General features: G+C 40.6%; 16 protein-coding genes. 15 read left to right on the top strand and 1 reads right to left on the bottom strand.

The genetic code is table 11. The annotated features are described in order from the left end of the window. From ACT8YW_RS08340 to ACT8YW_RS08275, 14 genes are all read left to right on the top strand, one after another. A partial coding sequence (locus tag ACT8YW_RS08340) for a glycosyltransferase family 4 protein (RefSeq protein WP_444104619.1) occupies nt 1-1,097 on the top strand: 1,097 nt, incomplete at its 5' end. Nucleotides 1,098-1,137: 40 nt separating this feature from the next. Further along, nucleotides 1,138-2,100 (top strand): NAD-dependent epimerase/dehydratase family protein, encoded by a 963-nt coding sequence (locus tag ACT8YW_RS08335; RefSeq protein ID WP_394901244.1) that lies wholly within the window; start codon nt 1,138-1,140, stop codon nt 2,098-2,100. A 43-nt stretch (nt 2,101-2,143) separates the two neighbouring features. Then, the gene (locus ACT8YW_RS08330) at nt 2,144-2,899 is read left to right on the top strand and encodes a glycosyltransferase family 2 protein (RefSeq protein ID WP_394901243.1); all 756 of its coding nucleotides are present in this window, start codon (nt 2,144-2,146) and stop codon (nt 2,897-2,899) included. Between the two features lie 34 nt (nt 2,900-2,933). Next, nucleotides 2,934-4,340 carry an undecaprenyl-phosphate glucose phosphotransferase gene (locus ACT8YW_RS08325; protein ID WP_444104618.1) on the top strand — a complete coding sequence of 469 codons (1,407 nt, stop codon included), beginning with the start codon at nt 2,934-2,936 and terminating at the stop codon, nt 4,338-4,340. A gap of 35 nt (nt 4,341-4,375) precedes the next feature. Then, nucleotides 4,376-5,200, top strand: coding sequence for a polysaccharide biosynthesis/export family protein (locus ACT8YW_RS08320; protein WP_049702721.1), 825 nt, complete (start codon nt 4,376-4,378; stop codon nt 5,198-5,200). A 9-nt stretch (nt 5,201-5,209) separates the two neighbouring features. Beyond that, nucleotides 5,210-7,651: a GumC family protein gene (locus tag ACT8YW_RS08315; protein ID WP_444104617.1), complete on the top strand. Its 2,442-nt coding sequence runs from the start codon at nt 5,210-5,212 to the stop codon at nt 7,649-7,651. A 246-nt stretch (nt 7,652-7,897) separates the two neighbouring features. Beyond that, complete coding sequence (locus ACT8YW_RS08310) at nt 7,898-9,472, top strand: ATP-binding protein (RefSeq protein WP_444104616.1); 1,575 nt, start codon at nt 7,898-7,900, stop codon at nt 9,470-9,472. Between the two features lie 160 nt (nt 9,473-9,632). Then, nucleotides 9,633-10,157 (top strand): HU family DNA-binding protein, encoded by a 525-nt coding sequence (locus tag ACT8YW_RS08305; RefSeq protein ID WP_004295818.1) that lies wholly within the window; start codon nt 9,633-9,635, stop codon nt 10,155-10,157. Between the two features lie 68 nt (nt 10,158-10,225). Further along, entirely contained in the window at nt 10,226-10,318 is a 93-nt protein-coding gene (locus ACT8YW_RS08300) for a smalltalk protein (RefSeq protein WP_004295819.1), read from the top strand. A 253-nt stretch (nt 10,319-10,571) separates the two neighbouring features. Next, nucleotides 10,572-12,899, top strand: a complete 2,328-nt coding sequence (locus ACT8YW_RS08295; RefSeq protein WP_444104615.1) for a transglycosylase domain-containing protein — start codon at nt 10,572-10,574, stop codon at nt 12,897-12,899. 4 nt (nt 12,900-12,903) lie between these two features. After that, nucleotides 12,904-13,290: a 2-amino-4-hydroxy-6-hydroxymethyldihydropteridine diphosphokinase gene (locus ACT8YW_RS08290; RefSeq protein WP_444104614.1), complete on the top strand. Its 387-nt coding sequence runs from the start codon at nt 12,904-12,906 to the stop codon at nt 13,288-13,290. Continuing rightward, nucleotides 13,291-14,043 (top strand): 3-deoxy-manno-octulosonate cytidylyltransferase, encoded by a 753-nt coding sequence (gene kdsB, locus ACT8YW_RS08285; RefSeq protein WP_117937620.1) that lies wholly within the window; start codon nt 13,291-13,293, stop codon nt 14,041-14,043. Between the two features lie 4 nt (nt 14,044-14,047). Next, the gene (locus ACT8YW_RS08280; RefSeq protein ID WP_444104613.1) at nt 14,048-15,331 is read left to right on the top strand and encodes a M16 family metallopeptidase; all 1,284 of its coding nucleotides are present in this window, start codon (nt 14,048-14,050) and stop codon (nt 15,329-15,331) included. 85 nt (nt 15,332-15,416) lie between these two features. Beyond that, complete coding sequence (locus tag ACT8YW_RS08275) at nt 15,417-16,586, top strand: phosphatidylinositol-4-phosphate 5-kinase (protein WP_444104612.1); 1,170 nt, start codon at nt 15,417-15,419, stop codon at nt 16,584-16,586. A 196-nt stretch (nt 16,587-16,782) separates the two neighbouring features. Here the strand turns inward: ACT8YW_RS08275 and ACT8YW_RS08270 are convergent, their stop codons facing one another. After that, nucleotides 16,783-17,721: a ribose-phosphate pyrophosphokinase gene (locus ACT8YW_RS08270; RefSeq protein WP_008777022.1), complete on the bottom strand. Its 939-nt coding sequence runs from the start codon at nt 17,719-17,721 to the stop codon at nt 16,783-16,785. Between the two features lie 153 nt (nt 17,722-17,874). On the opposite strand from ACT8YW_RS08270, the gene ACT8YW_RS08265 reads away from it, so the two are divergent. Continuing rightward, nucleotides 17,875-22,194 carry a DUF5113 domain-containing protein gene (locus ACT8YW_RS08265; RefSeq protein ID WP_444104611.1) on the top strand — a complete coding sequence of 1,440 codons (4,320 nt, stop codon included), beginning with the start codon at nt 17,875-17,877 and terminating at the stop codon, nt 22,192-22,194. Nucleotides 22,195-22,215: the final 21 nt, after the last annotated feature.

Genomic DNA, 22,215 nt, shown 5'->3' with positions numbered 1-22,215 from the left:
AACGAATTTGCTACGTAGTTTCCTCGCTATGCAACGAAGGGCCAGTCAATGTAATGTATAAAATCATTAAAAATATTTATTTCTTAAAATTTGAAGTCTCTATTATTACATTTGTTCCAGAGAAAGAAACGACAAGAATGGATGATTTCTCAAAATTACCTATAAGTATATATCAACTTTCGAAAAATAAATTTCTGAATCCAATTTCATTATATTTAAAGCTAAAAGACACTGTTAATGAGATTGAACCGAATGTGTTACATGCTCATTGTCCGCGATCTTTATATCTTATGGCATTTCTTCCAAAGAAATTTATTAAGGTATTTACTATTCACAATTATCCAAATGAGTTTCAGATTGTATTATATGGTAAAATTAAAGGTAAGATTGTTATTTTACTTGATCATATTTTCACTCGTTGGATAAAAAACGGGATTTGTTGTGCTCCCAATATTAGAGAAGATTATTTAACTAATAAAGGTTGGGATTTTAAATGTATTCCTAATGGTTCCTCTATGCCTGTTTGGAAGTATAATGACGATGAAAAATCAAAATATCGAAAAGAATTTGGATTGAAAGAGGGGATGAAATATTTCATTTTTATTAGTCGATTCTCACAAGAAAAGAATCCTGATATTATCATCAATGCGTTTCGTTTACTCGACAGAACAGACATTGGGCTTGTGATGCTTGGTAAGGGACCTATGTGGGATGAGCTTAAAAAACACGAAAGTGCAAATATCATAATGCCCGGTTTTTCAAACAGGGTTTATGATTATATAATTGCATCTGATTTTTATATATCGGCTTCCAATACAGAAGGATTGGCGAATACCTTGTTGGAAAGTATGAGTGTTGGACTTCCTATGCTTTTGTCTGATATTCCATCGCATAGAGCAGTAATGAATATGTTGGGAGATGATACAGGTATTCTCTACAATCAACACAATCAGAAAGAGTTGCTTGAAGGTATAACAAGAATATTGGAATTTGATAGTTTAAAGGCTTCAGAAAACATTCAATACATTTACACTAAAGAGTTTACCTCTGAAGTAATGTCAAAGCGCTATCAGGAAGAATATATAAACCTTTTATAATGAGTAAAAAGTCTAAGAAAATTAATCATATACCTCATTAATGAAAAAGATACTAATTACAGGTGGAAGCGGATTTATTGGTACTAATCTGATAGAGCATCTGTTAAAAAAAACAGATGCCGAACTTCTTACTCTTGATATTAATGAGCCTAAAATCAATTCTCACAATAGATTTTGGAAACGCGTGGATATTAGAGAGTATGAAGAGTTGAGGGAGAAAATAGTGGAATACAAACCGGATATAGTGATTCATCTGGCAGCTCGAACAGATTTAAGAGGCTTGACTTTGAAAGATTACGATGCCAATATGACTGGAGTAAGTAACCTATTGAAGGCAATTGATGAAGCTGGTACAGTCCAAAGAGCTGTGTTTGCTTCATCAATGTATGTGTGTGAACCCGGATACATGCCTAAAGATTTTGAAGACTATGCACCTCATACACTTTATGGAGAAAGTAAAGTTGAAACAGAAAGAAGAATAAAGGAGGCAAATCCGTCTTATACATGGAGCATTATAAGACCCACATCAATCTGGGGACCATGGTTTGGAGAACCTTACGATAAATTCTTCCACATTGTGATGAATCGTATGTATTTTCACATGGGCAAGAAAGCTTGTAAAAAGACGTATGGATATGTTGACAATGCTATTTATCAAATAGAATCTATTTTGAAGGCGGAGTCTGAAAAAGTGCACAGAAATGTGTATTATCTAGGAGACTACGAAGCTTATCCTATCACAGATTGGGCTAATGAAATAGCAAACATCGAAGGCATTAAAATTCCTCATATCCCTTATTTTTGCTTCCAATGGATGGGATATGTGGGAGATTGCTTAAAAAAAATAGGGATTGCCTTCCCTATGACTAGCTTCCGCCTGCATAACATGACAACGGACAATGTTCATAATTTGGAGCCTATAAAATCAATAGCTCCTCATTTGCCAGTATCTAGGGTAGAGGGTACTAAGGTTACTTTGGATTGGATTCATAAATATGAGTAAAAGAGGCAGTATGTGTTTCAATAAATAGATAAAGCGGATTTTTATGAGAGTTTCAATTATAACTTCGTGCTACAATCGTGCAGCAACGATTCGGAGTGCTATCGAGAGCGTCTTAGCACAGGACTATAATGACATAGAGTTTATTGTGGTGGATGGCTCCAGTACGGATGGTTCGTTGGATATTATTCGAGAATATGCAGATCGTATTTCGATTATTATATCGGAACCTGACCATGGTATGTATGAGGCTATCAATAAGGGTATTCGTGTGGCTACAGGAGAGATAATTGGATTGCTGCATTCGGATGATTTTTTCTACGATAATGGGGTAATTGGGCGCATTGTAGAACGAATGAAACGGACACATGCCGATTTCTTGTATGGTGACGGTCTCTTTGTGAATCCTGATAATACGAATAAAGTGGTACGCAACTGGATTGGGGGAGGGTATCGTCTTTGGAAAGTGCGTCATGGATGGCTTCCTCTTCATCCCACTTGCTACATCCGACGCGATGTAATGATGAGACTGGGGCTTTATAACGAGAGTTATAAAATTGCAGCTGATAGTGACTTATTGGTACGTTATCTGTTGACCGGTGGACTCACGGTGACATACCTCAATGAATACGTCGTGCGTATGCGTATGGGTGGACTTTCTACCGATAGTGCTAAACGTAAGAAGATGTGGGAAGAGGATATTAGGGTGTATGTCTCGCACGGATTATGGCCTACTTTGACTAAGTTGGAAAAGATGGCTTGGAAAGTACCGCAGTTTGTACTCGCATTACTGAAGAAATAGGTAATTATCTAGATAAGAATTATAAATATAGTTTATGCAGGAAGTCCAACGTTTCAACAAAGTCCTAAAATCTTTGGTTCTCTTGGGAGACCTTATTTTGCTGAACCTGCTTTTATGGGGATTTAATTTGTTTCTGGGTACCCGTTTCTGGTGTATCCATTGCGGCTCTATCTTTCAGGGAATGACCCTTATCACTCTGTGCTATTTACTTTGTAACATGCATTCAGGGGTTATTCTTCATCGTCCTGTGGTGCGTCCTGAACAGATCATGATCCGTGTCTTACGTAACATGGTTCCTTTTGTCTTTTTTTCGGTTTGCACATTGCTTGTTTTTCATTTTCATTTTTCTCATTCCCGATATTTCGGACTGTTTTATGTTGCACTGATAATTGTCATTATTAGCTACCGCTTAATTTCCCGTCACTTTCTGGAGCTTTATCGAAAAAAGGGAGGAAATGTGCGCAAGGTAGTATTGGTTGGGAGCCATGAGAATATGCAGGAACTTTATCATGCGATGACGGATGATCCTACATCCGGTTATCGTGTACTGGGGTATTTCGAGGATTTTCCTTCGGACCGGTATCCGCAGGATGTTCCATACTTGGGACAACCCAATGAAGTAAGTGTTTTTTTAGAAAAACATGCGGGAGAGATCAATCAGCTTTATTGTAGCCTTCCTTCTGCGCGCAGTGCGGAGATTGTTCCTATCATTAATTACTGTGAAAACCATTTGGTCCGTTTCTTTAGTGTTCCAAATGTCCGTAATTATTTGAAACGTAGGATGCATTTTGAATTATTGGGGAATGTTCCTGTACTTTCCATTCGTTGTGAGCCATTGGAATCACTGGAGAACCGTATTATCAAGCGTGCTTTTGATGTTGTTTGTTCAGGGTTATTTCTTATTACGGTTTTTCCATTCGTTTATATATTCTTCGGAATTGCAATAAAATTAAGTTCTCCCGGTCCTGTTTTTTTCAAACAAAAACGCAGTGGTGAGGATGGTCGTGAATTCTGGTGTTACAAGTTTCGTTCAATGAAGGTTAATGCGCAATGTGATACTCTTCAGGCTACGGAAAATGATCCTCGTAAAACACGTATCGGAGAGATAATGAGAAAGACTAGTGTGGACGAATTGCCTCAATTTATCAATGTATTGAAAGGGGATATGTCTATTGTAGGTCCCCGTCCTCACATGTTGAAGCATACGGAGGAATATTCTAATCTGATAAACAAGTTTATGGTTCGTCACTTCGTTAAACCTGGAATAACTGGCTGGGCTCAGGTGACGGGCTTTCGCGGTGAGACGAAAGAGCTCTGGCAGATGGAGGGACGTGTGCAACGTGATATCTGGTATATAGAGCATTGGACTTTTTTATTGGACTTATATATTATGTATAAGACGGTGTATAATGCTATACATGGAGAAAAAGAAGCATATTAAAAAAATAAAACTTAGGAATTAAAGGGCGTTTAATTATGAATTTAAGAATTATGATGAGAAGACTAAACAAAAGAAATTTGTGGCTACTATTGTTGCCATTCCTATTGGCTGGCTGTCAGTCTTATAAAAAGGTTCCCTATTTCCAGAATGTGGAAGTTGTGAACGAGGTAGAACAACAGGAAAAATTGTATGATGCCAAGATCATGCCCAAGGATTTGTTGACTATTGTGGTATCGTGTACTAATCCTGAACTTGCGATACCTTTTAATCTGACGGTTGCCAGCAATGCCGGAATAGCTGTGAGTACTTCGTCTTATGTGACTACTCAACCTGTATTACAGCCTTATTTGGTAGATAATGAAGGAAACATAAATTTTCCGGTGTTAGGAGAATTGAAGTTAGGAGGCTTAACGAAAAGGGAAGCAGAGCAGCTGATTATAGATAAATTGAAGCCTTACATGAAGGAGACTCCCATTGTAACGGTGCGTATGGTAAATTATAAAATATCTGTTATCGGTGAGGTTACCCGTCCCGGAACTTTTACTATTTCCAATGAGAAGGTAAATTTGTTGGAGGCATTGGCTATGGCTGGTGATATGACGGTATATGGTCTTCGTGATAATGTAAAGTTGATTCGTGAAGACGCAAACGGCAAACAGCAAATTGTAACCTTGGATTTGAACAAGGCCGAAACCATTCTTTCACCTTACTATTGGTTGCAACAGAATGATATTGTTTATGTAACTCCCAATAAAGCAAAGGCTCGAAATTCAGATGTAGGTAACAGTACCAGTCTTTGGTTCTCTGCCACCTCTATCTTGGTATCCATCGTCAGCCTATTAGTAAATATTTTAAAATAATGATTTGCAATGAAAGAAACAGATTTCAACGAAGCAAAAGAATCTAAGGAAGAAAATATAGACGTTAAGGAACTATTGTTTAAATATTTGATCCACTGGCCTTGGTTTGTGGGGGCGGTTGTAGCGTGTTTGATTGCGGCATGGGTCTATCTTTATACGTCCACTCCCGTATATAATATTTCCGCTACGGTTTTAATAAAGGATGATAAGAAGGGGGGGAGTGCCGGAATGCTTTCCGGGTTGGAGAGTCTGGGATTGGATGGTATGATCTCTTCTTCGCAGAATATTGATAACGAGATTGAAGTTCTCCGTTCAAAGACTATCGTCAAAGAGGTGGTTGAAGATTTGGGACTCTATATTTCTTATGCAGATGAGGATGAGTTCCCTTCCAGGAACATGTATAAGACTTCACCTGTACAAGTGAGTCTGACTCCGCAGGAGGCTGATTTGTTGGAGGAGCCGATGATAGTGAAGATGGCATTACAACCACAAGGAAGTATGGATGTGACTGTGAAGATTGACGATGATGAATATCAGAAACATTTTGAGAAATTGCCGGCGGTTTTTTCTACTGATAAAGGGACATTGGCTTTTTTCCTGACGCCGGACTCGGTATTATCTTCTAAAAGAACATTGGAAGAAACTACAAATTTGGAAAAGACTACACGTAATATTACAGCAACAATTAATAAGCCTTTGACGGTAGCGAAATGGTATTCTAAGGATATGACTATCGAACCCACTTCCAAAACTACTTCTGTAGCTGTCATATCATTGAAAAACTCAAATGTACAGCGAGGCAAGGATTTTATCAATAAATTATTGGAGATGTATAATATCAATACGAATAATGATAAGAATGAAGTGGCACAGAAAACTGCAGAATTTATTAATGAACGTATTGGAATAATTTCAAAAGAACTCGGTAGTACGGAAAAGGATCTGGAAAGTTTCAAACGTGGGGCAGGTATTACGGATTTGACCAGTGATGCTCAGATCGCTTTAACTGGTAGTGCTGAATATGAAAAGAAGCGTGTAGAGAATCAAACCCAGATTAATTTGCTGCAGGATCTTCAGAAATATATGCAGAATGAAGGTTATGAGGTTCTGCCCAGTAATATCGGATTGCAGGATTTGAATCTTGCGGCTGCCATTAATCGTTATAATGATGTGCTTGTTGAGAGAAAACGTTTGCTGCGTACGTCAACGGAGAATAATCCTACCATTATAAACCTGGATACCAGCATTAGTGCAATGAAAGAGAATGTGCAAGTTTCTTTAGACAGGGTGTTGCGTGGATTGTTTATCACAAAGGCAGATCTGGATCGTGAAGCGAGCCGTTATTCCCGTCGCATTAGTGAGGCACCTGGGCAGGAGCGTGAGTTTGTGAGTATTGCGCGTCAGCAGGAAATTAAGGCCGGACTCTATTTGATGCTTCTTCAGAAACGTGAGGAAAATGCTATAACTCTGGCTGCTACAGCCAATAATGCGAAGATTATAGATGAAGCTATAGCAGATGATGCTCCTGTGGCTCCTAGAAGTAAAATTACTTATTTGATCGCTTTGATACTAGGAGTCGGAATTCCGGTAGGGGTTATATATTTGCTTGAATTAACCAAATTCAAGATTGAAGGTCGTGCAGATGTAGAAAAACTTACTAGTGCACCTATTGTCGGTGATATCCCGTTGACAGATGAAAAGCAGGGAGCTATTGCTGTATTTGAGAATCAAAACAACCTGATGAGTGAAACCTTCCGCAATGTCCGAACGAATCTTCAGTTTATGCTTGGAAATGGCAAGAAGGTGATTTTAGTTACTTCTACAGTCAGTGGTGAAGGTAAATCTTTTATCTCTGGTAATCTTGCTATCAGTCTTTCTTTATTAGGGAAGAAGGTAGTAATAGTTGGTCTTGATATCCGCAAGCCAGGTTTGAATAAGGTATTCAATATATCAAAAAGAGAACAAGGTATAACTCAATATTTGGCTAATCCGGAAAAGAATTTGATGGATTTGGTACAGCTCTCTGATGTCAGTAAGAATCTCTATATTCTTCCTGGTGGAACAGTTCCTCCTAACCCGACAGAATTGTTAGCACGTGATGGATTGGATAAAGCGATTGAGACTCTCAAAAAGAATTTTGATTATGTGATTCTCGATACCGCTCCTGTCGGTATGGTAACTGATACCTTATTAATAGGACGTGTGGCTGATTTATCTGTTTATGTATGTCGTGCGGATTATACCCGTAAGAATGAGTATACTTTGATTAATGAACTTATTGATGGAAATAAGTTACCTAACCTATGTACAGTAATAAATGGTTTGGATTTGAAGAAAAGAAAGTACGGCTATTATTACGGTTATGGTAAATATGGCAAATACTATGGTTATGGTAAGCGATATGGCTATGGTTACGGATATGGAGAAACTAGCGATAATAAAGAGAAATAAAGTGCTTCAAAGTACTTTTAAAAAAAGTGAGATGAAGAATGTGTAGGTCCCTAACTTCATGCTACACACATGAAGACCCCTACATTTTGTGGTCAGGAAATACACAGCGGTGTATTTTTGATCAACGCCCTCATGTCGGTGTAAATCCGATGTGATTTCTATTATATCAACCGTCTGTGAAGATAGTTGATATTTTTTTTGTAAAGCAATGACTGATGGATAATTTTTAGTAGCTTTGTGAAAAATATGATTGATATGGAAGATTTGCAAAGACTATATCCTATCGGGATACAGACATTCTCGAAGATACGGGAGGGGAATTACCTCTATATTGATAAAACAGCATATGTTTACCGGATGACTCATTCGGCTTCCAGCTATATGTTTTTGAGCCGTCCACGACGTTTTGGGAAATCATTACTTACTTCTACGCTGCATAGCTATTTTTCCGGACGCAAGGACCTGTTTCATGGATTGGCTATGGAGAAACTGGAGAAGGACTGGGTGGAATATCCGGTACTTCACTTCGATATGAGTACTGCCAAGCATGTAGATAAGGAACAATTACTTCAGGAATTGAATTTGAAATTATTTAATTATGAAGAAATCTATGGAAGAATGGAAGAGGAGGTCAACCCTAATCAACGTTTAATGGGATTGATAAAACGTGCTTATGAAAAAACTGGTAGGAAAGTAGTCATTCTTATTGATGAATACGATGCCCCTTTGCTGGATGTGGTACATGAACATGACAATTTGGGTATATTGCGCAATATCATGTGTAATTTTTATAGTCCGTTAAAGGCTTGCGACCCTTATCTACGCTATGTATTTCTGACTGGTATCACTAAATTTTCTCAACTTAGTATTTTTAGTGAACTGAATAATATAAAGAATATCAGTATGGATGAGCATTATGCTGCTTTATGTGGAATTAGTGGGGATGAGATACGTTCGCAAATGAAAGAGGATTTGGGAGGATTGGCAAAGAAATTGGAAATAACACCGGAAGAAGCTTTGATGAGACTGAAAGAAAATTATGATGGTTATCATTTTACATCTCCTTCGCCCGATATGTATAATCCGTTTAGTTTACTTAATGCCTTTGCGGATGGTAAATTTAATTCTTATTGGTTTGGTAGCGGTACACCTACATATTTGATAAAGATGCTGGAGAAATTCGGAATAGAACCTTCTGAAATCGGAAATAATAAGGCTACTGTAGAGGATTTTGATGCACCAACAGAAAGGATGGCAAGCATTACCCCGTTGTTATATCAAAGTGGTTATATCACGATTAAGGATTATGATAAGGAACTTGATTTATATACATTGGATATCCCTAATAAGGAGGTACGGATAGGCCTGATGAAAAGTCTTCTTCCACATTATGTGGCCGGTAAAGCACCGGAAGCCAATACGATGGTGGCTTATCTTTCCCGTGATATCCGTAATGGGGATATGGATGCTGCATTATGCCGTTTGCAAGCATTCTTGTCCACTATACCGCAATGCGATAATACGAAATATGAAGGTCATTATCAGCAACTATTTTATATTATATTCAGTTTATTGGGGTATTACGTGGATGTGGAAGTTCGTACTCCTCGTGGACGGGTAGATATGGTGCTTCGTACAAAGACTACGTTGTATGTGATGGAATTGAAGCTGGACAAAAGTGCGGATGAAGCGATGAATCAAATTGATTTGAAGAATTATCCGGAACGCTTTGCTTTATGTGGATTGCCTGTCGTAAAGGTGGCTGTCAGTTTTGATAGCGAACGGTGTACGATTGGGGACTGGAGGATTATAAATGCTTGATTATATCATTGATTTATAAGTCGCTATATACTTGATTAAATATAAAGAGCTCCGCAAGGGGCTTTTTTCTTTTCTATCCGGAATAAAAGCTTCACCTTTGCATTGTTGATCAACAAAACGTGAATAAATAACTTGAATTTAAATCTTAAAAAAACGTAGTATGAGTGTAATTTACAAAGTCATTACGCGACCAACAGATCCGCGTGTTCCCAATTCTCCTAAGAGATATTATCCGCATCTGATCACTTTAGGTCAGTCCGTCAACCTGAAATATATTGCACAGAAAATGCAGGATCGTTCTTCGCTGTCTATCGGTGACATCAAGAGTGTAATCCAGAATTTTGTGGAAAAAATGAAGGAGCAGTTGTTGGAAGGTAAGTCTGTGAATATCGAAGGTTTGGGTGTGTTTATGTTGACTGCCCGTTCGAAAGGTGCGGAGTTGGCGAAGGATATTAATGCTAAGAGTGTAGATAGTGTTCGTATCTTTTTCCAAGCCAATAAAGAGTTGCGTGTCACCAAAACTGCTACCCGTGCAGATGAGAAGTTAGATCTGATCAGTCTGGATGAATATCTGAAGAAAATTAGCGTTACTGTATCTCCGGAAGATCCCGAGAAACCGGATGAAGGCGAAGGTGGCGGAGATGAAGGTGGCGGTAGCGGAGAGGCACCGGATCCCGCAGCTTAATGTCTTGTTGATTAATAGCTGACGGTTAGAGTGTTCATTTAGTGTTTAATTTAAAAAGAGAAATGTCTATGAAAAAAACGTGGAGTATTATTTTGAAAGTGATTATTGCTGTTGCCGGTGCGATTGCCGGAGTGGTAGGTGTGCAGGCAGCAACCTTGTAATTGATTATCTTATAAATAGGTATATTTATGAATGAATAACAGGCGGGATTTTTCCCGCCTGTTTGTGTTTAGATATAATAAGAGGGTTGCTTTCTTGAAAAATGCTCTTTTTTGTTTTGTTTCATGCTATTTGTTAGGAGTATCGCTCTATATTTTAACAAAATAGAAATTATAATCAAACTCGTTGGCTGAATAGCGGATTTTATCTACCTTTGCATCTTAATTAAATGCGTCATTTTAAGCGAGAAAAAACATGATTCGAAAAATAATAAAAGCTCTTTGGATATTCTTGGCAGTCATAGTATTGGCTATTGTTATAGTCTTTGTCTCCATTTCAAAGGGTTGGATTGGCTATATGCCTCCTGTAGAGGAACTCGAGAACCCGAGCTATAAATTTGCAACGGAGATTTTTTCTGAAGATGAGAAAGTGCTTGGTACATGGTCTTACAGCAAGGAAAACCGGGTGTACACGGCTTACAAGGATTTGTCACCCAGTATTATCAATGCTCTTATTGCAACGGAAGATGTTCGTTTTGTCAAGCATTCGGGGATTGATGCCAAAGCATTGTTCCGTGCGTTTGTGAAACGTGGTTTGATGTTTCAGAAAAATGCAGGTGGGGGTAGTACCTTGTCACAACAGCTAGCTAAACAGTTGTTTACAGAAAATGTGGCGAGAAATACACTTCAACGTCTTTTCCAAAAACCGATTGAATGGGTGATTGCGGTGAAACTTGAACGTTACTACACCAAAGAGGAAATATTGAGTATGTATCTCAATAAATTTGATTTTCTGAATAATGCTGTTGGTATCAAAACTGCTGCATATACCTATTTTGGCTGTGAACCGAAGGACTTGAAGATTGAAGAAGCAGCTACATTGGTGGGTATGTGTAAGAATCCGTCACTTTACAATCCGGTTCGTTTCAACGAACGTTCCCGTGGCCGTCGTAATGTGGTGCTCGAGCAGATGCGTAAAGCCGGATATATCACAGATGCAGAATGTGATTCTTTGCAGGCTCTTCCGTTGAAACTGACTTACAATCGTGTTGACCATAAAGAGGGGCTGGCTACTTATTTCCGTGAATATCTCCGTGGCGTCATGACAGCACCGAAACCGGTAAGAAGTGATTATCGTGGTTGGCAAATGCAGAAATTCTACGAAGATTCCATCGCTTGGGAAACTAACCCGTTATATGGCTGGTGTGCGAAAAACAAGAAGAAAGACGGTACAAATTATAATATCTATACAGATGGATTGAAGATTTATACAACTATCAATTCACGTATGCAGCAGTATGCCGAAGATGCTGTAAAAGAGCATTTGGGTGATTATCTGCAACCTATATTCTTCAAAGAAAAAGAGGGAAGTAAGAATGCTCCGTATGCACGATCACTACCGGAAAAACGAGTGGAAGAGTTGTTGACGAAAGCAATGAAACAAACGGAACGTTATCGCCTCATGAAAGAGGCGGGAGCTTCGGAACAACAGATTCGTAAGGCGTTCGATACACCGGAAGAAATGACTGTCTTTTCCTGGAAGGGTGATAAAGATACGATTATGACACCGATGGATTCCATCCGCTACTACAAATCTTTCTTGCGGACGGGATTTATGTCAATGGATCCGGCAAACGGACACGTGAAGGCTTATGTGGGCGGACCGAATTATGTATATTTCCAGTATGATATGGCGATGGTGGGACGTCGTCAGGTAGGTTCTACTATTAAGCCGTATTTATATACATTGGCAATGGAGAACGGATTTTCTCCTTGCGATCAGGCACGCCACGTAGAGCAAACTTTGATTGATGAGAATGGAACTCCCTGGACACCACGTAATGCAAATGATAAGCGTTATGGAGAAATGGTAACTCTGAAATGGGGATTGGCAAATTCCGATAACTGGATTTCTGCATATCTGATGGGTAAGCTGAATCCGTATGATTTGGTACGCTTGATCCATAGTTTTGGTGTACGTAATAAAGCAATTGATCCGGTGGTTTCACTTTGTCTGGGACCTTGTGAAATTTCTGTCGGTGAAATGGTCAGCGCATACACAGCTTTTGCCAATAAAGGAATCCGGGTGGCTCCATTGTTCGTTACCCGTATTGAGGATAGTGATGGCAATGTCATTTCTACTTTTGCACCGCAAATGGAAGAAGTAATAAGCGCGTCGAGCACTTACAAAATGCTGGTTATGCTGCGTGCCGTTATTAATGAAGGAACGGGTGGACGTGTTCGTAGATATGGAATTACCGCCGATATGGGTGGAAAAACAGGAACGACCAATGATAACTCCGATGCCTGGTTTATGGGATTCACTCCTTCACTGGTATCCGGTTGTTGGGTAGGAGGGGACGAACGTGATATTCACTTCGGTAGAATGACCTATGGACAGGGTGCTGCTGCAGCTTTGCCTATCTGGGCAATGTATATGAAGAAAGTGTATGACGATCCGACCTTGGGATATGACCAGCAGGAGAGATTCAAACTCCCTGAAGGGTTTGACCCGTGTGCCGGTTCGGAAACTCCTGATGGCGAAGTGATAGAAGAAGGGGGATTGGACGATCTTTTCAATTAAAGAAGTGCACAAGTATATTGTTTGCATAGGGAGTAATTACAACAGGAAAGAGAACTTGACTTTTGCCAGGCAGAAGCTGACAGAATCGTTCTCTTCTATATGTTTTGCTCCCGAACTGGAAACTAAACCTTTGTTTTTTAAGAATCCGGCTCTATTTTCCAACCAAGTGGTTCTGTTCTTTTCCGATAAGGATGAAGAGGCGGTGAGGAAAACGCTGAAAGATATAGAACGGAGGTCCGGACGTCGTCCGGAGGATAAGAAAGAGGAGAAGGTTTGTCTGGATATTGACATGCTTTTATATGATAACAAAATATTAAAACCGGAGGATTGGCAAAGGGGATATATACAACAGTCATTATCTGCTTTCCATTCTTCATTATTTATTAAGTAGATGAAATTTCTTGGAATTATACCTGCCCGCTATGCATCCACTCGTTTTCCTGCGAAACCGTTGGCTATGTTGGGCGGAAAAACAGTCATACAACGCGTATACGAACAAGTGGCAGGTGTTTTGGATGACGCTTATGTAGCTACGGATGATGAACGCATTGAAGCTGCTGTTAAGGCGTTCGGGGGAAAGGTTGTGATGACTTCCGTTCATCACAAAAGTGGTACGGATCGTTGTTATGAAGCCTGTACCAAGATTGGAGGTGAGTTTGACGTCGTAGTGAATATACAAGGAGATGAGCCTTTTATTCAGCCTTCACAACTGGATGCGGTAAAGGCTTGTTTTGAAGATGTAACCACGCAGATTGCTACGTTGGTGAAGCCTTTTACTGCCGATGAACCGTTTGCCGTACTGGAAAACGTGAATTCACCGAAAGTGGTAGTCAACAAGAACTGGAACGCACTTTATTTCAGCCGTTCTATCATTCCTTATCAGCGTAATGCCGAGAAACAGGACTGGTTGAAGGGACATACCTACTACAAGCACATCGGATTGTATGCTTATCGTACAGAGGTGCTGAAAGAGATTACCATGCTTCCACAGTCTTCTTTGGAGTTGGCCGAATCTTTGGAGCAGCTTCGCTGGCTGGAGAACGGATACAAAATAAAGGTCGGCATCAGTGAGGTGGAAACTATTGGAATTGATACCCCGCAAGACTTGGAACGGGCAGAAGAATTTTTGAAGAATAGAATCTAATCTTATGGATCGTACGATACAACCTGAAATACAAACCCTGAAAAATTTTCGTATACTTCCTCCCGTTCGAATGACGTTGCCAAACGGTATTCCGTTGACTATTATTAATGCGGGTGAACAGGAAGTGGTACGCATAGATGTGCTTTTTGCCGGGGGACGCTGGCAACAGTCGCAGAAACTGCAAGCTCTGTTTACGAACCGGATGCTGCGCGAAGGCACGAAAAAATATACGGCTGCCACCATTGCCGAGAAACTGGATTACTACGGCTCATGGCTCGAATTGTCCAGCTCGTCGGAATATGCATATATCACTGTTTATTCGTTGAATAAATATTTGGCGAAAACATTGGAGGTGGTGGAATCCATGATTAAAGAACCGCTTTTCCCGGAAAAGGAATTGCATACCATTCTCGATACCAATATCCAACAATACCAGGTCAATACTTCCAAAGTTGATTTTCTGGCACACCGCAGTCTGTTGCAGTCGCTTTACGGTGAACAGCATCCATGTGGTAAAATAGTGGTGGAGGAAGATTATCATGCCATCACTCCGGAAGTGCTCCGTGAATTTTATGAACGGTATTATCATTCGGGTAATTGCTCTATCTTTTTGTCCGGTAAGGTGACGGAGGATATTATCAGCCGGGTGACAGATACATTCGGCACTTCTTTCGGTCAGTATCAGCAGCAGGTGTCGAGATTAAGTTTTCCTTTTACTGCTGTTCCTGAAAAGAGAATTTTTACAGAGCGTGAAGACGCCATGCAGAGTGCTGTGAAGATGGGATATACGACCATTACTCGTAATCATCCTGATTATTTGAAACTTCGGGTATTGATGACTTTATTCGGAGGTTATTTCGGCAGTCGGCTGATGTCTAATATTCGTGAAGAGAAGGGATATACTTATGGTATTTCGGCAGGAATCATGTTTTATCCGGATAGCGGACTATTGGCTATCTCGACAGAAACGGATAATGAATATGTGGAATCGTTGATACAGGAAGTGTATCATGAAATAGACCGCCTGCATCAGGAACCTGTGTCAGCCGAAGAATTGACTATTGTACGCAATTATATGTTGGGAGAAATGTGCCGTAGTTATGAGTCGCCTTTCTCACTTTCGGATGCGTGGATCTTCATTGCTACTTCTGGTCTGGATGATGATTACTTTTCACGTTCTCTGCTGGCTGTGAATGAGGTTACTCCGATGGAAATACAAGATTTGGCACAGCGCTATTTGTGCAAAGAGACATTAAAAGAGGTCATTGCAGGTAAAAAGTTGTCATAAATTGCTTTCCGAAAGTGGGCTGTTTGGGATAGAAATTGTATCTTTGTCCAAATTGTAATTCTAAAATTAGTAACGACTAAAACCAATGAGGAAATATCTATATACTACACTTTTGCTGGCTCTTCTTGCACAAGAGGGAGTGATGGCACAAGAAAATGAAGGAAAAAAAGGCGGATTTTTCGGAAAAATTAAAGATACATTCTCCACTGAAATAAAGATTGGCAACTATACTTTTAAGGATGGCAGTGTCTATACGGGAGAAATGAAAGGACGAAAACCGAATGGAAAAGGAAAAACAGTCTTTAAAAACGGTGATGTCTTTGAAGGAGAATATGTGAAGGGAAAACGTGAAGGATATGGAATTTATATGTTTCCCGATGGAGAAAAGTACGAAGGACAGTGGTTTCAGGACCAACAGCATGGAAAAGGTATCTATTATTTTATGAATAATAACCGTTACGACGGTATGTGGTTTCAGGATTATCAGCATGGTGAAGGAACAATGTATTATCATAACGGTGATTTGTATGTAGGTAACTGGGTGAATGATAAACGTGAAGGCGAAGGTACATACACTTGGGCAAACGGTGCTAAATATACCGGTCACTGGAAAAATGATAAGAAGAACGGCAAAGGTACCATGAACTGGGACGACGGCTGTAAGTATGAAGGAGACTGGAAAGATGATGTCCGTCACGGAAAAGGGGTATTTGAATATACCAATGGAGATAAATACGATGGTGACTGGGCGGATGATATTCAACATGGAAGAGGTACTTACTACTTTCACACGGGCGATCGTTATGAAGGTTCTTATATCTTAGGTGAACGCACCGGTGAAGGAGTTTATTATCATGCTAACGGTGACAAGTATGTAGGTAATTTCAAAAATGGCATGCAAGACGGAAAAGGTACTTTTACCTGGGCGAATGGTGCCGTGTACGAAGGAAGCTGGAAAAGCAATAAACGTGATGGCAAAGGAATCTATAAATGGAGCAATGGCGATGTTTATGACGGTGACTGGAAAGACAACCGTCCCAATGGACAGGGTACTCTGAAAACCGTTGCTGGGATGCAATATAAAGGTGGCTTTGTTGACGGATTGGAAGACGGACAGGGCGTACAAATCGATAAAGATGGTAATCGCTTCGACGGGTTTTTCAAACAAGGAAAGAAGAATGGTCCTTTTGTAGAAACAGATAAAGATGGAAAAGTAATCAAAAAAGGAACCTATAAATTCGGAAGACTTCAATAGAGGATAGGTGATAAATGGTAGTGGGCTGCGCATTGCGTGGCCTATTTTTTTTGCATGTATGTGCCAGGTGATGGAATAATGATAAATGGTATGGTACAAAAAAATGGATAATAACCCAAAGCGGTCATTATCCATTTTATAATTTCCTGTTGAAAGTAACTTCAACTATCAATTATCATTTGTCACCTATCATCTATTAAATGATGTATTGTGAACTGATAGATTCGTTATTCATCACTCGTTTGATTGTTTCAGCAAACATATCGGCGATACTCAACTGTTTCACTTTCGGACATTTCTTTGCGTAAGGGATGCTGTCGGTAAATACCATTTCTGTCAGGGCAGACTCTTGCACGCGGAAAGAAGCCGGATCAGACATTACGCAGTGGCTGGCGATGGCGCGTACAGATTTGGCACCGGCATCCAACATGATGTTGGCTGCTTTGGTAATTGTCCCTGCTGTGTCAACGATATCGTCAATCAATACTACGTTTTTACCTTCTACGTCACCGATGATTTGCATAGATGCTACTTCATTGGCCTTTTCACGTGATTTGTTACAGAGTACCAATGGTACACCGAGGTATTTGGAGAAAGTGCTGGCACGTTTTGAACCTCCTACGTCCGGTGTAGCAATAACCAGATTTTCCAGTTGCAATGACTGGATGTAAGGGAGGAATACTGCTGATGCGTACAGGTGATCTACCGGGATATTGAAGAATCCCTGAATCTGGTCTGCATGCAAGTCCATCGTAATCAGACGGTCGATACCTGCAACAGACAGCAGGTCAGCTACCAACTTGGCGCCGATAGATACACGAGGTTTGTCTTTTCTATCCTGACGTGCCCATCCGAAATAGGGGACTACAGCTACAATACTCTTTGCAGACGCACGTTTTGCAGCATCGATCATCAGGAGAAGTTCCATCAAGTTGTCTGAGTTAGGGAAAGTGGATTGAACCAGGAATACGTGTGCGCCACGAATTGACTCCTCATATGAAACTGCAAATTCGCCATCGGCAAAATGGGTAATGTTCATATTTCCCAGAGGACAATCCAGGCTTGCGCAGATTTTTTCTGCCAGATATCTCGAGTTCGTTCCCGAGAATACCATAAAGGGTGCTTTTTCGCTCATTTTGTAATAGATGTTACCTATTTGTTAATTTGCCTGCAAAGGTAGGAATTTCTCTTATTATTTAGAAGGACTTATTGTATAAAAAATATTTTTCTCTCCAACTTATCGGAAATATTTGTAGATTTGCTTTCTGAAAACAGTTAATAGTCAAAAATGAGTTCACGCTTTCCTTTATATATAATAGGTATAGTGTTGTTTGCCTCTTTTTTTTCGTGCACTGATATGGTGCCGACTAAAGAGGTGCGCCTGATTGATTCATTAAACGGGAAAGCGTATGCTTATCGTTATCGAAGCCTGGATTCTTCTTATAAATATGCCAATGAAGCCTATCGGCAGGTGAATTTCTACAAGTCGGGGAAAGCGGAAGCATCCAACAATCTGGGATTCTGTGCTTTTATGGCTATGGACTTTGATCGGGCGGAAGCATTGCATAAGGAAGTATATAAACTGACTAAAAATGAACTCGAACTGTTGATTGCTGACATCGGACTGATGAAAATCTGTCAGCGAACGGCTATGAATAAAGAATTTTATGATTATCGTAATAGTGCGCTCAAGCGCATGAAACGTATTCGTGAAGAGAGTGATTTGTTTGCCGACCGTCACGAGGCGCTACGGCTGGATTATGCATTCACCGAATTTTTCATCGTTTCTTCCATTTATTACTACTATCTGCAGCAACGGCAGGAGGCTATCACAGCTCTCAACCGGATTCCGGAAGATGAAGCTTTGACAGATACTAATCAGTTGCTTTATTATCATTATATTAAAGGTTCGGCTTCGTTGGTGGAGGCAACCAAGCCGGAAGACCGGAAAATGCGTGAGTTCGACCAACTTTATATTACCTGGCGGACAGCTGTTCAGACTAATCATCCTTATTTCGAAGGAAATGGTCTGCAAGGATTGGCTAATCTGATGGTTTCACCCAATAATTTCGAACTTTTCCGGACGAGAAGGGGATATGCGCTGGATCAGTTTGGGTTTCCTGTAGATTCGCTTTTGCCTTTGCGAATGGCACAGCGTGCGCTTGAAAAGTTCCGTGAGTACAATGATTTGTATCAGATTGCCGGTGCGTATGTGTCTATCGGTAAATATATGAATGAGCACGGACGTTATACGGAAGCATTGGATACGCTTGCAAAAGCGTTAGATTGTGTGAATCAACATCACATGCTCTATTATCACCATGCGGCGGATACATTGGATAAACTACATGTTTTTGTAGAAGGAGATACAACTTATACCGGGGTTCCATGGATCATGCAGGAAGATGTAAGGACGGTACCTGAATGGATCTCAAGAATTCGGGAGCAATTGAGTGTGTCGTATGCGGGGCTCGGGATGAAGTATGCTTCTGATTACAACCGGAATATATATTTGGATATTTTGAATTATACCCGTCAGGATAAGGAGTTGGAGAGCCGCTATCTTTCATTGGAAGCCGATTCACGACAAATGACGCTTGTACTTTCTTTGGTTATTGTCGGGCTTGTACTGGTGGTTATTCTTTGGTGGTTTTTCAATAAACGGTCTAAAATAAGGAATCAGGTAGACGTGGAGCGTCTGCAACGGATTCTGACTCTTTGCCGGGACATAACTTCGTCCATTCCGATGAATATTCCATTAATTCAGCAAGGTATCGATCAATTGTTCGGGAAAGGACGTCTTCAACTGGAAATTCCGGAGGAAGGAAAAGCGGCACTGGTTCCTCTGCATCGGTTGAACCGTGATGAAAAAGCATTGGTGCATGTGCTTGAACCGTATATTGTTTGGGCTGCGGACAATGAGCAGATGGTGGAAGCGTTGAGTGACGAGCGGATGCAGTTGGAAAAGCAACGGTATGTTTACGAACAACATATTGCGGGAAATAAACGTCAGAATCTTATAAAGAAGGCTTGTCTGGCCATTGTCAATGGTATTAATCCTTATATCGACCGTATATTGAACGAGGTGCATAAGTTGACGGAGCGGGGGTATATTGATAATGCGAAGATTAAGAAAGAGAAGTATCAATACATTGATGAGCTGGTAACTACGATTAATGAGTACAACGATATTCTGGCTCTTTGGATTAAGATGAAGCAAGGAACGCTTAGCCTGAATATTGAAACTTTCAGTCTCAATGAACTGTTTGAGCTGCTAGGCAAGGGAAGACGCGCTTTTGAAATGAAAAATCAGAAGTTGGAAATTGAACCGACTACGGTTATGGTGAAGGCCGACCGGGCACTAACTTTGTTTATGATTAATACGCTGGCGGAAAATGCCCGTAAATATACTCCGGAAGGAGGAACAATTAAAGTGTATGCCCGTACTACGGAGGATGCGTATGTCGAGATCTCTGTGGAGGATAACGGAAGAGGTATTTCTGAAGAGGATGTGGCGCATATCATTGGTGAGAAGGTGTATGATTCCCGTGTGATCGGAATGAAGAATGCAGCCGATCCGGAAGTGTTGAAAGAAAACAAAGGTAGTGGTTTCGGATTGATGAATTGTAAGGGAATCATTGAGAAGTATAAGAAGACGAATGATTTATTCCGGGGATGTGTCTTTGATGTGGAGAGTGAACTAGGGAAAGGAAGCCGTTTCTATTTTCGTTTGCCTTCGGGAGTGCGTAAAGCGATGGGGGTATTGTTGCTTTGCTTGTTGCTTCCGTTGGGGATGGTTTCTTGTCTGCATGATCCGATTCCTCCCATGTTGCAGGATGGAGATTCGATTGTAGTAGTTACGGATTCTGCGTATGAGGATTTGCTGGATGTAGCGTCGGATTATGCAAATGCTGCCTATTTTGCTAATGTGGATGAAAATTATGAGTTGGCTTTGCAATATATAGATTCTGCGATGCTTTTTCTGAATGAGCATTATGAAAAATATGCGCGTCCGGATCGCCCACATCGGTATATGAAGCTGGTAGGTGAGGGAACGCCTGCTGAAATCAGTTGGTGGAACGAACTGTTTGATTCGGATTATCATGTAATTTTGGATATAAGGAATGAGGCGTCAGTTGCTTTTTTGGCTTTGAAACAGTTGGATGCATATAGTTATAATAATTCGGCATTTACGGATTTGTATAAGTTGCAGGGAGAGGATCAAACTCTCGAAGCATATTGCCGGCAGTTGGAGCGTTCGAATACCAATAAGACGGTAGGAATTATTTTATGCTTTGTTTTATTGATTATTTCGTTGGTCGGATATTATTTTCTGTACATGAGAAAACGTTTGCAGAATCGTTTGAATCTCGAACAGGTACTTGAGATTAACCAGAAGGTGTTTGCTGCATCTTTGGTGAGACCGCAGGAACAGGAAAATGCAGAGGCACTTCAACGGGAAGAGAGTACGCTTAAAGAAATTCCGCAGCGGATTGTGGATGAAGCATTCGGGGCGGTAAATGAATTACTGACAATTGACCGGATGGGAATTGCCGTTTATAATGAAACGACACACCGGCTGGAATATGCTTCTCGTCCCGGACAGGAAATGCCGGAAATGGTAGAGCAGTGTTTTAGTTCCGGGAAATATCTTTCCGAACAGCATCTTCAGGCAATTCCGCTGATGGTGGAAGCAGGGGGCGAGCATCAATGTGTCGGTGTGCTTTATCTGGAGCGCAGAGAAGGAACGGAACAGGAGACGGATCGACTGCTTTTTGAACTGGTGGCTCGTTATGTGGCTATTGTTGTGTTTAACGCAGTGGTGAAATTGGCTACAAAATACCGGGATATCGAGTCGGCACACGAAGAAACACGCCGGGCTTCCTGGGAAGACAGCATGTTGCATGTCCAGAATATGGTGCTTGACAACTGTCTGTCGACGATTAAACATGAGACGATTTATTATCCGAATAAGATCAAACAGATTGTAGGGCGGTTGAATGCGCAGAATCTTTCGGAAACGGAGGAGCGTGAAGCGGTGGAGACTATGACGGAATTGATTGAATACTATAAGGGAATCTTTACGATTTTGAGTTCGTGTGCTTCCCGTCAATTGGAGGAGGTCACTTTCCGGCGTACGGTGATTCCGGTACAGGAACTTTTGGATGCTGCTGGAAAATATTTCAAGAAGTTGATGAAGAATCGGCCGGAGAGGATAGAATTGGAAATAGAGCCGATGGAGGCGAAGGTGATAGGAGACGTGAATCAGTTGCGTTTTCTATTGGAAAATTTGATTGATGAAGCATTGACTGTACGTGAAGATGGAGTGATACGTCTGCAAGCGCGCAAGGATAATGAATATATTCGTTTCCTCTTTACGGATACGAGACGTGAGAAGAGTGTGGAAGAGTTGAATCAACTATTTTATCCGAATTTGGCACGTATGACTTCCGGTGAAAAAGGGGAGTTGAGGGGAACGGAATATCTGGTATGCAAACAAATTATTCGCGACCACGACGAATTTGCGGGACGTAGGGGATGCCGTATCAATGCCGAGCCGGCTGAAGGCGGCGGGTTTACGGTTTATTTCACTATTCCGCGCCGATAAAAGGAAAACACATAAAAGTTA

The organism is Bacteroides sp., assembly GCF_052357945.1.
Lineage (GTDB): Bacteria > Bacteroidota > Bacteroidia > Bacteroidales > Bacteroidaceae > Bacteroides.
This window is presented reverse-complemented; position numbering and strand designations above follow the sequence as displayed.

Coding starts and splice junctions, on each gene's coding strand:
- ACT8YW_RS08335 (WP_394901244.1), top strand. CDS start 1,138: ATGAAAAAGATACTAATTACAGGTGGAAGCGGATTTATTGGTACTAAT.
- ACT8YW_RS08330 (WP_394901243.1), top strand. CDS start 2,144: ATGAGAGTTTCAATTATAACTTCGTGCTACAATCGTGCAGCAACGATT.
- ACT8YW_RS08325 (WP_444104618.1), top strand. CDS start 2,934: ATGCAGGAAGTCCAACGTTTCAACAAAGTCCTAAAATCTTTGGTTCTC.
- ACT8YW_RS08320 (WP_049702721.1), top strand. CDS start 4,376: ATGAATTTAAGAATTATGATGAGAAGACTAAACAAAAGAAATTTGTGG.
- ACT8YW_RS08315 (WP_444104617.1), top strand. CDS start 5,210: ATGAAAGAAACAGATTTCAACGAAGCAAAAGAATCTAAGGAAGAAAAT.
- ACT8YW_RS08310 (WP_444104616.1), top strand. CDS start 7,898: ATGATTGATATGGAAGATTTGCAAAGACTATATCCTATCGGGATACAG.
- ACT8YW_RS08305 (WP_004295818.1), top strand. CDS start 9,633: ATGAGTGTAATTTACAAAGTCATTACGCGACCAACAGATCCGCGTGTT.
- ACT8YW_RS08300 (WP_004295819.1), top strand. CDS start 10,226: ATGAAAAAAACGTGGAGTATTATTTTGAAAGTGATTATTGCTGTTGCC.
- ACT8YW_RS08295 (WP_444104615.1), top strand. CDS start 10,572: ATGATTCGAAAAATAATAAAAGCTCTTTGGATATTCTTGGCAGTCATA.
- kdsB (WP_117937620.1), top strand. CDS start 13,291: ATGAAATTTCTTGGAATTATACCTGCCCGCTATGCATCCACTCGTTTT.
- ACT8YW_RS08280 (WP_444104613.1), top strand. CDS start 14,048: ATGGATCGTACGATACAACCTGAAATACAAACCCTGAAAAATTTTCGT.
- ACT8YW_RS08275 (WP_444104612.1), top strand. CDS start 15,417: ATGAGGAAATATCTATATACTACACTTTTGCTGGCTCTTCTTGCACAA.
- ACT8YW_RS08270 (WP_008777022.1), bottom strand. CDS start 17,721: ATGAGCGAAAAAGCACCCTTTATGGTATTCTCGGGAACGAACTCGAGA.
- ACT8YW_RS08265 (WP_444104611.1), top strand. CDS start 17,875: ATGAGTTCACGCTTTCCTTTATATATAATAGGTATAGTGTTGTTTGCC.